1 protein-coding gene (only partly in view) is annotated in these 15,679 nt (G+C 59.0%); it reads left to right on the forward strand.

Going from position 1 to position 15,679, the window contains the following annotated elements; all coding sequences use genetic code 11:
* Nucleotides 1-15,679, forward strand: the 5' portion of a protein-coding gene (locus PSR62_RS00900; RefSeq protein WP_274405953.1) for a PKD domain-containing protein. It continues 11,366 nt past the right edge of the window; 15,679 of the gene's 27,045 nt are visible here — the first part of the coding sequence; its start codon is at nucleotides 1-3; its stop codon lies beyond the right edge, outside the window.

A 15,679-nucleotide genomic window follows, 5' to 3' on the forward strand; every position in this document is an offset into this window, starting at 1 on the left:
ATGAACATCGATGATTTGCTGCGTGGACTTCAAATTCGCCGTCGCGCAACCTTTTCCAGCTTGGAAGACCGCGTCCCAAAGAGTCGCTCCAAGGCGAAGAAAAACCGCCGGCGTCGTCGACATGCGTCTCGCATTGAAACGCTTGAATCACGGCAGTTGATGGCGGGTGACTACGAAGTCCGCGGGTCGGTTCTGTACGATTCGATCAATGTGTCCCAGGACTCCGGTCATGTGGTCGTTGATGGCAATCATGACTTGACGGTGTACCTGGACGGCTTGGAAGTCGTCCCGCCTGTTGGGCACACCGATTCAACCCGCTGGGAAATCCCCACTACCGCGAATTCGATCAAGATCGATGCGTACCTGGGCGAAGACACGATCCACGTCAGCGGCACGATTGAACTCAGCCCTGCGATTGATTTCACGATCATCGGCGAGCAAATCACGGTTGAATCCAACGCTCAGATCACGGCAGGCAACCTCTCACTGCACAGCGTCGGCGCGGAGTCTGGATTGTCGGTGGCAAGCAACCTGCCGATCGATCTCGCGGACGTCTTTTTGTCGGACCGGTTTGTCAAGATCGAAGACGGCGTCGCGCTGATCGGACAAGACATCACACTTGATGCGCAGCGAATTTCTTCGTTGGTCAGCCCGATGCGTCCGGTCGGCGTGGGCAAGAAGAACACCAGCGTGAGCATTGGTTCTGCCACCATCGCGGCCAGCGGCGATGTCCAGATCACCGCTCAGGCTCGCGACAAGAACATCGACACCGTTGTTCCGGAGGTGATCTCCGGCTACACCCACAAAGCACTGCACTCCCTGTTTCCTGCGGCACCGCTGCCGATGCCAGTTTCCGTCATGGTTCGCGAAAGCGAGTCAACGGTGACGCTCGATTCGGCGACCATCACGGCGGACGGAAAGGTCGACATCACTTCCGATGCCATCGCAGATGCGACCACCTACGCGATCGCCGGCATGCAATTCGGCACCGGGGCGGTCTCTCGAGGATTGGGAACGGTTGCCGTTGGGGTCAGCATTTCAGACGCGTCCGCCCAAACGTTCTTGAAAGGCACCACGTCCATCCAAGCGACCGGCACCATCACGATCGGCTCCAACGCCGACAGCATTGCCGATGTGCAGGCATCTGCCACCAACGACAACGTCATCGAAAAATCCGAATCCGTTCAAGGCCCGGTGTTGCCAAGCCAGGACAGCCTGGGGGAAGTGGAGAGCAAGACCTCTGATTCCAAAGCAGCCGGTGCAGCAGCAGCCGTCAGCGTCTCGGATTCGATCAGCAACACCCAAATCGATTCCGGCGTCGTCGTGACCTCCACGGCAGGCAGCATCAACGTCAATGCGACTGGCATCGGAACCAACAACGCGGCCGCCAGCGTCGGGATCAATGTCGATGCGACCGTGGCACTCGGGTTCGCTGTCGCGGTCGACAACACCGACATCCAGGCAACCGTCGCCGGAAAGCTCACGGCCGCCGGCACGTTCCAAGGTGTCAATCTGACCAACGATTCGGTGCCCACCCAAAGCACCACGATCCATGCCGAAAACCATGGTTTCGAAACCGGCGACCCATTGAACTACGAAGCCATCCCGATCGGTGACAACGAGGCATTCCCGTTGCCTGGTTTGACCAGTGGCGAGTCGTTGTTCGTCGTCAAAATTGATGACGATCACTTCCAAGTCGTCCGTCAGCGTTCCATTGACCTGTCAACGGACACGCTGTCCGCGTACGACGCCAGCGATTTCCCAACGCACTCGATTTACACCACCGAAGTCTCGCTGTTCGATCCAGCCACCGCCATCAATCTCACGGACAACACGATCACGTTGACACAGGACCAAGTCAACGATTTCGCAGCGATCCAAAACGGCCATGTGCTGTCCTATCAATCTGGCAGCGACAATGACGATGAACCACAAGCAATCGGTGGCTTGGAAGATCGACAAAACTACATCGTCATGAACCGTCGTTTTGTGCCTGGGTCGAACGCCACCCAAATCGAATTTCAGCTGGCTGCTTCCACCTCGGCGGAGGACGTCACGCCACTGGATCTGACCGGCATTGGCGTGGGAAACTCGCACGGTTTCGTCTACGCCGGTGTGGCACGTACGTTTGTTCCCAACGCAAGTGGCGTGGTTGATTCGTCGACGGATCAAATCAACCTTCCCGCACACGGTTTGCAAACCGGTGACGAAATCATCTACCGAACTGACACGGACCGATCGACCACTCAACTAAAAACCCAGCACGCCTACTTCCACTCGGTGGATAATGCGACGAAGACGCTCGCCATGCCCGGTCATGTGTTGTTCACGGGACAAGCCATCACGTATCACGCGGGCGTCGATTCTGTCAGCGGCGATTCGGGGAGTCCTTCGGCTGGTCTCGTTGACGGCAACACCTATTACGTCATTTCCTATGACGCGGAGTCAATTCAGTTAGCCAACACCCTCGCCGAGGCATTCACGGGAACGGCGAGAACTCTGTTGGCCACGTTCCACGACAATGAAAATCAATCCTTCTCGTATGAAACCAAAGCGACCGAATTTGACGGTACTCGGGCGACTCCACTCGTCGCCCCAGCGACCAATCAATTCATCATCCCTGGTCACGGACTGACGACAGGCACCCTGGTGAACTACGAGGCTGGTGACAACAGCACACCGGGTGAGATTGTTAACAATCAAAACTACTACGTCGTCGTCGATTCCATCGCCCCGGACCGGTTTGGATTGTCCACGAACCCCCTTTCGCTGGTCCTGGTGAACCTCGATGATTCCGCGACGATTCAGTTCGGTGAACATGTCTTGGCGGTGATCAGCGGCGACTTGAACGTCACCGACAATGAGATCGCCATCCCAAGTCATGCGTTGTTCGATGGTGCGATCGTACGCTATCGCCATGATACCGGTGACGTGGCCATCGGCGGACTCACCGATGGAACGGATTACGAAGTCTTGGCGACCAGCGGCGATTCATTGCAACTGCGTCCTGTCACCCCCGAAGGCGGCACCCCCGCAGACGTCATCGAACTCACCGCCGCAGCCATCGGCGATGAACACCACTTGGACGTCTACACTGACAATGATTCTTCCAAACCGGTTGCGCGAACACTGACATTCGTGCCGACTCGTGTGCAACCGCCGGTCAACCGGTTGCAATTCGATCCGACCGCTGGTCCGGTCATCAACTCGGATTCAGTCGACCCGACAACCAATCCATTTGGCGAGACGATCCGATTGGACTCGCATGGATTTGAGACCGGTGAAGTGGTCACATACCTTGCGGACGGTGGCGTGATCGGTGGACTCACCGCGGGAACCCAGTACACCATTGAAGCGGTGGATGCCGATCACATTCGCTTGAAAACAATCGAAACGGAAAGCACACCGGCAGCGATCGCTGACCTGACCGGCCCCGGCCCTGTCGGATCGCGGCATGCGTTTGAGTTGGCGGCTGATGTCATCGTTCGCGACCCTGCCATCGATGGATTGGTCGATGGCGGCATCTACTACGCAACGGTCATCGACGAGAACTCCATTCGGTTCTCGGCTTCCAAGGGCGATGCGATCAACGCTGCCCCAATCACGCTGAACGCCATCCCGGTCGCGACCGCAGCCACCACCACCACGCATCGCTTGGTCGATCCGCTCGCGACCGAAGGTGTTTCCGTGAAGGCGACCTTGACGGCCGCGAACTCGGCAACCGTCGGCTCTGCAACCGGCGGTGCGTCGCTCCTGACCCGGCTCAAGAATGGCCGCAATGAAGTAGGCAACTTGGTCGGCGGGCTGGCGGGATCCTTTGACAGCACCAAGGACTGGGGCAAATCGCAGCAAGGACCGACGGCGACCGACCTTCAACGTGGTGAAGGCAAGGGCAACGATCTGTTCACGGTCTCAGGTGGCGTCGCCATCAATGTGGTCACTCACGACGTGGCAGCGACCATCGCCGCCACTGCGGTGCTGGCCTCAGCCGTGGACGTTTCGATTGATTCGAAGATTGAAAACCGCCTCAAGACGCAAGCCGCGGGAAAGATTGTGACCGACGGTGGCGACAGCAGTGAAGTCGGCGGCACGGAAAAAAAGGTGGGTGCCGGAGTGGGGATCAGCATCGGCGTGTATCACAACTCATCCCACGCAATCATCGAAAGCGGGTCGGACATCAGCTCCGGGGCCCAGCTCGATGCCGGCGGCGGACTGGCCGTGCGCAGCGCACTCACGTTGCCGCTGTTTGCCGAACCCGAGAATTGGACCGGGATCCACGACGCGTTTGAGACCAGCGGATTTTCGCTCGACCGAGTCGAGAACATCACCAAGACGGTCAAGACGTTGCTGGACAATCCTACCGGCGGTGCAACCACAGCGATCGGTGGAGAAAACACCGGCGAAGACGGCGCCGCGAAGTACACCGTGGCAGGCACACTGGTCGTCGCGGAATATCACACCGAGTCCCTTGCCACCATCGGCGATTTCACCCGCATCAACCAGAACGCGGCTTCGCATGCTGCGACGCAAACGGTGACCGTCGACGCCAACACGGAAACGCGATTGGTACACACCGCCCTTGAAGCACCGACCTCGTTGTCGCCCGATGCGATCATCAACCACAACACCTCTGGCAAAGGTGGCATCGGTGGTTCTGTGATTGTCAGCGTGCTCGATACCGCCACCCAAGCCACCATTCAGCGTGGTGCCATGGTGCGGACCGGTGACGATCAAAAACTGAATGTCAAAGCCACGGAGGATCACTTCGGCCTCAACATCGCCTTGGCCGGCGGCAAGTCCGGCGGGTTTGGTGTCTCGGGCAGCGTCAACACATTCGACGGCACGCACAAAACCATCGCTCACATCCACGACGGTGTCACGATTGACAGCGGCATGATCGACGTGAACGCTGATTCCAGTCAAATTCAAACCGGAATGGCCGGCGGCGTCATGCGAGCCAAATCGTCGGGCGCGGGGATCAGCGTCAACGTTCAACAGAGCACTCGGGATACCCGCGCGATCATCGGCGATGGCGAGGGAATCGACAACGACACGTTGGTCGGTCAAGACGCAGCGATCAGCGCGGCCGGTGTCCACGTCCGTGCCAATTCCACGGGCTGGCAAATTGGACTTGGGCTGGCGGGTGCCTCCGCATCGAACACCAAGGCTGGAGAAACCGAGGAAGAGGTCGATGGCGGCGGTGATTCCTCGGAAGACGCGTCGCCAACGTCCACTCGCACCGGCATTGGGATCGCTGGCGTCGCGTCTTGGAACGAAGTCACCCGCACCACTCGCGCGAAAATCAACACGTCGGGCGTGCTGGACTTGTCCGGCGGTGACCTGCTCGTTTCCGCCGATGACTCCAGTTCAACGATTGGACTGTCCGGTGCTGGCGCCCTGGTGATCGCTGACAACAACGCCGTGGGGCTGGTTGGCTCCTTCAGCCGTGCCATCATCGACACGACCACCGAAGCCATCGTTCAAAACGCAACGATTCACAACGCGCATGACGCCGATGTGACCGCCAATCCATCCGGTGAGATTGTCTCCGTGGCTGCCTCCGCTGCCATCAGTGCGGCTCCCCCCGCGGTCAAAGAAGGCGGTGGGTTGGGACTCGGGCTGGCGGGCAGTGCGAGCTGGAACACGATCACCGCAAACACCACTGCGAAGATCGAAGCAGCGGACATCACCGCCACGGAAGACGTCCACGTCACCGCCACGGACATGTCGAAAGTGTCGTCCGACGCGGGCGGAGTGGCGCTCGCATTGGGAGCCACCCCCGGTGAAGGCTCAGGCGTCGGCGTTGCACTTGGTGCCTCGATCGCGGCGACCAAAATCAGTGGCGGGCTGATCGCTCAGATCAATGACTCAACGGTCGATGCGGGCGGACAAGTCAACGTTCACTCGGAGGTGAGCGATCAAATCGACACGGTTTCTATCGCGGGTGGAATCGCCGTGGGGAATTCAGAAGGTGGCAATGGGATTGCTGTTTCAGGAAGCGGTTCTTACGCGTCGGCCGACATCGTTCGAACCGTCACCGCCGCCATCGATGGCAACTCCCACGTCACCGCGGGAACAGACATCGTCGTCCAAGCCGATGACTCCGCCAGCATTCACACGCTCGCGATTGGAGCTTCGTTGGGACTGGGTGCAAGCTCGGATGCAACCGGGGTCGCGATCGACATCTCTGCATCGATCTCCAACAACTTCATCGAAACCACGCTCGCCTCGAACGTCGATTCGTCCACTCTCTCCGCCGGTGGCAATGTGACCGTCGGCACTCATGTTCAAGGCAAACTGCGACAAACGCTCGATCAGACCGGCGACTACGCGGTCAATGCCGCTCGACTGGACGATGCCGCGAATGCCGAGGTGGACAGCGCGGGCAATGAAGAACAGGCCGACCAAGCCGGTGACAACGCAATCAAGCTGCGTCTGTACAAGCAGATCTACGGTGGAGAAATCGCCGGCGACTTCGTTCCGGAAATGGACATCACGCAACAGTTCAGCAAGCAAGCTGTCAATGCTAACGATCCAACCGAAGCCATCAGCGTCGGCACGGGATGGATGGTCGTGGACCGAGTCTCGGGCGATTCGTTTTCGATCGAAGAGATCGACGGCGAACTGAAGGTCTTTGAACTCTCGCTCTCCTCCATTGCCACCGCAACAGCGGTCTCGTTGGGCGGGAGTGTCGAAACCGGCGTGGCCGTTTCAGGGGGCGGTGCATTTTCTCACAACACAGTGACCAGCACGTCCGCCGCGAAAATTTCCGATTCAACGATCCATTCGGGAACGGACACCGCAGGCACGGGTGCCGGGGACGTCAACGTCAATGCGGCCAACCAAGGTAGCATCCTGTCAACGATCGTCGCGGTCAGCGCCTCGGTTGCAGCCGGCGGTGAAACCGGAGCCGCGTTTGCTCTCGGTGTTTCTGTCGCCACAAACTCCATCGGATACGACAACGATGGTCTGAACAATGCCTCCACCACGGCCATCATTGACGGCGCGACGATCCACGCAAACGGCGACGTGAACGTGATTGCGACCAGCGATCAAAGAATCAGCACCGTTGTGATCGCCGTCGCGGTGGCAGCCGCAGCCAGCGAAGCCAACGGGGGCGGAATCGCCGGGGTCGGTTCAGCTGTGACCAACCACATCGCCGCGGACACAATCGCCGAAATCAGAAACATCGACTCAGGCGAATGGACCGCTCACGATGTGACGGTGGACGCCAGCGACACATCTCTGATTCGTGCCTTCGCCGGTGCTGCCGCCTTGTCAGCGGCCTTCAGTGGTGAAACCGGAGTGGCCGTGTCCGTCGGAGTTGGAATCGCACTGAACACCATCACCTCCAACGTCGATGCCACCATCACCAATGCGGTGTTCGAAAAGATCGTGTCCTACGATGAAGTCGATCCGCGAACGCACGAAACAGTCGACACCTTCAACCTTCGCGACTTCGCTGTCGACAACGTGACCGTCACCGCAACCAGCAGCGGGCAAATCAGCGCGGTCGCTGCCAGTGCCTCGATTGCCGCGGCACTCAGTGGCGAAACGGGTGTGGCGGTCAGCGGAGCGGGAGCGAATGCGACCAACACCATCACCGGAAACACGCTCGCCACCGTGACCGGCTCAAGTCTGCACGCTGACGGGAATGTAAAAGTGGACGCTGAATCGTCCGCCGACATTGACGCGGTCATTGATTCCACGTCACTTGCCCTGGGCATTGGCGGTTCAGACGCAGTTGCGATCTCCTTCGGCGTGTCAGTGGCTCAGAATGTCATCGGTTACGAAGCTGACGACAGCGTCATGGTCGATTACGTCACCGATCATGCAGACGGAAATTGGGTTGGCGGTCAAACTCAAATGACCAGCGGCCAAACGCTGCAATTGTCTTACGGTTCCGCCAAGGGATACATTTATGAATACCTCGGCGACGATCCCATTGCGATTGAGTTGGATGAGGCGACGGAGGGGAACTCGCCCGACTGGATCGGCAAACTGGATCTGAACAACGCGCAAAAGTGGGAACGTGTCGACGTCTCCCTGTCGCACACGCAAACGTCCGCACTGGTGGAAGATTCCAACGTGGTGGCCAATGGCCAGTTGATCGTGGATGCCAAATCGGAATCGAACATCCATGCCATCACGCTCGCCAACGGCGGCGCAGCCAGCCTCGCTGGCTCAGCCGCCGTCAGTCTGGCGGGCATGGGCCTCGGCGTCGTCAACCGGATCGGAATGGACGTGTCTGCCCAAATCATGGGCAACGGACCGGCCCCCACCACGATCGCTTATCGCGGCCCGGAAGATCGCGTGATCAAGGACGCGAACGATGATCTGCTCAGCGGTTTCTCTGGGAACGAAGTCCCCTCCATCCATGTCACTTCCGCCTCGATCACGGCGAATGATGATTCCGACATCACAACCGTTGCGAATGCTTCCGTGATCACGGCCGCCTTCAGCGCGGAAGCCTCCGGTGCATTCAGCATCGGTGTGTCGGCCGCCATTAACCTGTCCCACAACCGCGTCCAAGCATCGATTCAAAACGTCCAAGGCGGAATGCTGGCTACCGGCCACGACACCGCGACAGCGACCAGTCTGCAGGGACAAACACTGACGCCCGAGCAAAAGCTCGCCGGAAACATCAGCGTCGAGGCCACCTCCAACGTCAAGATTGAGTCTCATTCCGTCGCGGTTGGACTGAGCGCCGCGGTCGGCGAGGCTTCCCTTGCCTTGACGGGTGCCGGAGCCTATTCGTTCAACGGAATCGGCAACACGGTTCAGGCGACCGTCGACAACAGCGTCGTATCAACGCAAGGTTCCTCGGTGTTGAGTTCCAGTGGCGACGTGGTGGCGTCAGCCGACTTGAACGTTCACTCAAGCAACACCAGCACGGTCGCTGCAATCGTCGTCAGCACCTCGGCCGCCGCCAGTGGTGGGATCGTCAGTGGCAGCGGTGCGATCGGAGCGGCAATCGCGATCAATCAACTCGACTCGGTGCACGACAACACCGTTCCAGGAAGCTACGCTTCGATCACCGACAGTGTGATCGATGTCGACGGCACCGTGGATGTCACGGCGACGAGCACAGAAACCTTGCAAACGGCCAGTGCAGCGGGTGCGATCGCCGTGGCCGTTTCGATCGGCGGTGCGGTTTCTGCGACCGGAGCCACCTCGACCACGAAGGTCCACTCCCAAACTCACGCCTTCATCGAAGACAGCACGATTCACGCCGGACGAGATGTCAACGTTCACGCCACAGGAAGTGTTGCTGTGACCAAGGCGACGGGCGTGGGCGCGTCCATCGCCGCGGCCGTCGGATCGCTCGCCGTGGCCGTCACCACCGTCACCAACACGGTTGACAACGAAATCCAATCGTGGATCTCAGGTGACACGGGTGCGTCCAATCGCTTCGGCATCGTAGCGGGTGGCGACGTCAACGTGACCGCCGACGCGGGCAACATGAAGATCGACAACGTCACCGGCGTGTCGACGGCCATCAGTGCAGGTGGGTTCTCCGCCAGCGGTGGTGGACTGAATCTCCACAACAGCATCAACAACGAGGTGACGGCAAAAATCCTTGGACAAGTCAAGCTCGATGTCTTTGGCAACGTGGTGGTTCATTCCACCGAAGACGTCACTCTCGACGCGACCGCAGCGAGCGCGGACTTGGCCCTGTCGTTTGGTGCGGCACTGGGTGTTGCTCTGGTCACGAACGAAGCCTTGTCGACGATTGACGCTTCGATCACGGATTCGATCATCAACGCAGACGGCGTGTCCGTCACAGGCAACGGCACGGTCGACATCAAGCGAACCGAAAGCGTTGGCGTCTCCGTGTCGTACGGACTCGGCGTGACCGGCAACAACAGCACCTCGAGAATTGCCCAGAGCGTCAACGCGGAGATCACCGGCGGAACGATCAGCGCGACCAAAGACGTCGAAATTGTGGCGACCACCGACATCACGTCGCGAAGCACGACCGGTGGAGGCGCTGCGGGTGCCGTGGCCATCGGAGCGATGGTTTCGGAAACACACCTCGGCAAAGGCGACAATGTCGACGAAGTCACCGCCCGGGTCGGCGACGGAACCACCATTCTCGCGGGCGGCGTTCGCATCGCTGCGACCAACTCCAATGACGCCTATGGAACGGCCATTGCCAGTGGTGTTGGCATTGCCACCGGGGTTGGTGCCAACACGATCCTGACCAGTGATCAACAAGCCGTCGCATCGATCGGTGATGACGTCACGATTCACTCGGGACCGATGAGCATCACGTCCACGTCGCTGCAGAAGATCGACGGCGAAGCAGACGCCTACACATTCGCGCTCGCGGCAGGCAGTGGTGCGGGATTGCATCTCACACTCACCGGGGATGCCAATGTCAGCATCGGCACCGGCACCGACATCGCCGCATCGAATCTGTCAGTGGCCGCCAACAATCAAGTCATCAAGAACAACGACGGAATGAATTTGCGTTCCGGTTCGGCGGCACTTGGCAACCTGGTTGTCTTGACCAGTCATACGGACATTGGCACCGAATCCGATGGTGTTGACGCTACCGTGACGGTTGGCGACGACACGAGCGTGATCGTCGACGGAGATCAGATTGGTGACCTAAAAATCGATGTGGGTGTCGACATCACTGCCCACGACAGCGTCCGTCTCGAAGCCATTGCGGGTCTTGCGGCGTCCACCGCTCTGAGCAACCTCCAATCCAACACCGACGCCGCAATCACACTCGGCGAGTCGTCAATCATCAACCGTCGCGGTGACATCACGATGTCCTCTCAGGGTGAAATCCTGCTGCGACCCGACGCCAACCTTCTGTCGGCCTCGGTCGCCAGCGCTGGCGGTGTCGAAGCAAGTTCAGACAGTGACATCCAGAATCGCATCGACGTCAACGGCACGCTGATCCGTGGTTCCGAAGTCCGATTGCAATCGGGTCGCAACAGCTTCCAAGTCCCCAACCTGATCGATCACCTCGCCGACGTGGAGGTCACCACAATCTCGTTGCGACCGAGCATCACCATCGGCGCCCCCAGCGTCACGATCGATTGGAACAACACCGTCGATGTGGCAACGGGGTCGAGGATCGAGGGCTACGAAGATGTGCTGTTGATCGCCGATCGTGCCAAGGACATCCCGGTGACAGGCAAGGGAGAAGGCATGGTCATGAGCCTGTCTCTGGTCCCCTATGGATATTCGGTCGCCAACGACACAAACATTCACGGCACCAGCAACGTCGCCGTGGATGCCGGAGCAAAAATCACGGCCGGCTTGTACAACCAAGCCGTTTTGGCCATCGGCAACGTCGAGTGGGACAAAACCAACCACGGCGCCGGCACGCGACTGGACTTCGCCACGGATCAGACACCAGCCCTCTCCGACCTCGATCGAACGTGGGCCAAAACGCGATTCAGCTTCGAAAACGATCTTGCAACGGACGTTCCTTTTGAGTTCGCCAAGCTAGTCATCGATGCGATTCCGATTCTCCTGAACTATGGCACGATCGTTCGAGCCGTTGCCGGTGCCAATGGTGGCGGCGTGGCGGGGCAATACTACCGATTCACCCCGTCAGACGCTGCTGGCAACCAATTGGTCCAGGCGACCGACGTCCCGGTCGTGCTCGAAACAGCAGACTATGCCGATGAGACAACATGGACTGCCGTGGCCGATGATTCGCAGCCGGAGGGCGTGGAGTTGCCGGTCTACGACAGCGACCACACCGAAGAACTTCGCAACGATTTCTCAGGCAAGTTCTACGTCATCAAGAACGCTGAACTGCCACTGCCAACGTTGTCGTATGAAAACCTCGGCAACCTGTTGGTGAAGCAACGCGACACCGTCCTGAGTTGGATGCGGTCCCACAGCAACAACGCCGAAGCCATCGCGAGATACCAAGTTCAACTCGACCAAATCAACGATGAACTCGATGCGATGGGGCTGTTGTTACCGGAAGAGAATCTTGGAGCGGGCCTCACCCAAAGGCCAGTCCAACAATCCGTCGACGCGATCTTTGTTGAAATGCCCAGCATCGTCGCGGCTCCAGGTTCGATCTTCATCGAAGCCAACACAAACACGCAAAGCGGTGTCCTGACCGCCCGTGACAGTGCCAGCATCACGATCGCCAATGCCACGCCACTGATGTCGATCATCAACAGCACCACCGTGAAGGACAACCGCCGCACCGCCGTTGTCGATGGCGAACTGAAACAATTCACGCCGGGGCACGTGTACGTCAACTGGGTATTGCCCGAGGGTTTGCCGGACGGCCAAGGCACGGGCGAAATCGCGATCACGTTCACTCCGCCGGATGCGACCGCTGCCGAACTGGGCTTGCTAAACTTGCCTGCCGGCTTGCAGAAGGACCTGTACGTCAATGGCGACATTGTCAATCAAAACGGCACCGTCCGAATCAGCAATCCGTCCGGCAGCATCAACGTCGCGGGCGAAATCCGTTCCGCTGAAACGATCATTCAGGCGGGGAATCAATTCACGCTCAACACACCCTCGTTCCTGCACACGAACGTCGACCCACGCCAATACATTGACTTCGCACCGCTGCGGGCCGCGGTGTTCAACACCGACGGCAATCTAAAACGCGACCTTTTCGCGACCACGTCGAACGTCAACGCCGACGGTCACAACCTTGCCACCGCGATCAGCGAAAGCCGCTCTGCGATTGTTGCCCAAGGGGACATTTCCGTCACGGCTCGCTACTTGAATATCAATGGGCTGATTCAATCTGGCGTCGACACGATCACGCTGAACATTGATTCTGATTTCAATCCAGGACGGACCACCGAAGCCTTGATCGATGCCAGCGGCAATCCATTGGCTGGCCTGTCGTTCACATCCGACACCGTCTCCACCTCGATCCCAGTGAACGGCTACTTTGACGCCGCCAACAACTCGATCGTCATTCGCGAACTCGAACCACAAGGCGGTCACATCACTCTGGCCGGCCAGATCCTTTCGACGGGAAGCGGCAAAATCGTCGTTGCAGACGGCTACGCGTCGCTGGACGTCGACAACCAATCGCCATTCGAAATTGTGTTCGACAAAGTCAATTTGACCCGCGACCGTGTCGGCGAGGTCGTCTTGATCGATTCCGATTTGCTGCGACGAACCACCTACAAAACCACTTCCGCGGGGATGACCGAACTTCACGAGCGCGGCACGCTCAACAGCACTCCGGGAGGCGGACTGCCGCCGCGAATCGAATACACGCCTGCCCCCGGAACTCCCACCCCAACGGCCGCCAGCCAGTACTATTACCCCGGTTCGCCGAACCAGTATTCCAGTGCAACCAGCGGCCAAGTTTATCTGTGGATCGAAGGCCAAGAGAAAACCAAAACCGTCGTCCGTGTGTACGAGAAGAAATCCTTCAATCTGTTCGGCGACAACTCATTCGCTGACCTGCTGGAAAAGGACAGCGGCTACTCCTACCAATCGATCGAATTCCGCGATGCCGAACCGATCCTGCAATCCGAAGTCGTCGTTCGTCCCGATGAAGCGGACTTCCCCGGCTATGTGGGGAACAACCAGTACACGCTGACTTATGAACAAAAAGTCGACCGCAACGTCAGCGTCTCGCCTGAACAAACCATCATTCGTGTGATCGCGGACCACAACGCGGGCGGCACCGTCGGGGCCTACTACCGGTTCACTGGAAGCGTCACAGAATCGATCGACCTGTCAAAAGAAAACTACGCCGACACCAGTCGCTGGACGAGTGTCGCCCAACCGGCCAGTGGCACCACGGACGTTTACGACAGCGACTACATCAACCAGTCCCATCACGTCGAACAATGGACCACCGGTGGCGGATGGCTGCGTTCGAAGACCGTTCACTCCCGCGTCACCGTCATCAGTGGTTTGACGGACTACTACACACACACGCTGGTCGCTGATCGCCCGATTGAGATCACATCCGTTGGGCAATCAGGAAAGCCGCAACTCTCCATCGTCAGCGTCGGCGACGTGATTTTCTCTGGCGACGTCGAAGTTCCTGCCGGTTCAGGTGTCGTGATCACCAGCACCCAGGGCGACATCCAAACGACAGGCACCTCGGGTTTCTACGGCGAGACGCCGACCTTGACCGCAACGGTTGGCAACATCTTTGCCCACATCGAAACCGGTCACACGCCACTCACGGCGACGGCGGGTGGCGACATCACGATCCACGGGATTGGACAGACGTCGGCTGCGGCCAGTGCCTCGCTGATCACGATCAACGCTGTCACTGCTGGCGATGACGTTTATCTGAACGTTGCCGGTGGATTGGTCGCTGAGAACGAATCTTCCATCGTGACAGGTGACCACGTGCAACTTCGCACCCGAGATGGTTCGGTTGGTGGCGACTCAACATTGCGAGTCGATACGCAGACCGGATTGTCTGCCTACGCTAGCGGTGACATCACCGTTGTCGAAACCGCTGGTGGATTGAACCTTGTCTCACCAACCACGTACACCGATTCCCTCGTTGCGATCCTCAGCACATCCGGCGACGTGACCGTGACGGCTGCCTCGGGGGATGTCATCGATGGAATCCTTGAGTCTGACATCGCGCCGACTTCGGAGCAAATTGCCGCGATTGACGCACGCCAAAAACTGTTCGGTGACGCCGCCACCGCTGCCGCTCACGAACAAATCCGGCAAACCGAAGCGAGCAAGACCCGCGACTATCACAATCACTGGCAGACGCGCATCGAAACACAATCGGTCGTCCCGACGGTTGCCTCGACCATCCATGTCGCGTCCATCGATTCGGCAACCGGAACCCTCACCACCGACGCACCGCACGGCCTGACCTCCGGCAGCCTGATTCGATTCCACAACGGCGTCGCAACCGGCACCGGGATCGTCAGCGGGTCGCTGCTGTATGTCGTCGTGACCGGAACGAACACACTGCAATTGGCACCGACTCGCTACGACGCTGCCATCGCTCCTGAGCCAGGATCCGGGCTCTCCCACGAAGGCATCCGGTTGCCGATTGCCGCCGGAACCGACCCAACCGCCATCCAACTCGAACGACTGGCGTACGCCGTCACCGCCGAAGCGGGCGAACCTTACGGAGCTGTTTACAACCCCGACACGATCGTTCGACTGGACGCCGACACCCAAGCGTCGATCATCGCTGATCGAGTCTTCCAGGCCACGACCGCCGACTCCATCATCACCGCGACGCTGGCTCGCTTCCTGTACCCAGAAGCCGCCTCGACCATCGCACCAGCCTCGCCAAACGACGACGAGACACTCAACGTTTCCGCGGCGGATGTCAGCCTGACCGCATCAGGACGAATTGGTGCGTTGGTCGATCCACAAACCATTCATTTGGCAGACGGTTTGGAAGGGTTGTCGCAAACCGAAAAGGCCGCTCTCAAAGAAGCTCGCGTGGCCGACGTGGTGGGCGTTCACTATCGCATCTACCGCTACATCGGCACAGACGCGACGATCCAGCTCGATCCAAATTCGATGGCCGACGACACTGCCAATTGGACTGTCGTTGAACCCGATTTCAACACCACAGACGACACCGCCCCGATTGCAATCCAGACCGGCCAAACGGTGTTAGTGGAATCAATTGACCAAAAGTACGGTTGGTACGAATTCAAGTCATCGAACCAAACCATTCACCTGTCCGGCGAAGACTTCGAAGACACGTCGCGTTGGCAAC

It is taken from the genome of Rhodopirellula sp. P2, assembly GCF_028768465.1.
Lineage (GTDB): Bacteria > Planctomycetota > Planctomycetia > Pirellulales > Pirellulaceae > Rhodopirellula.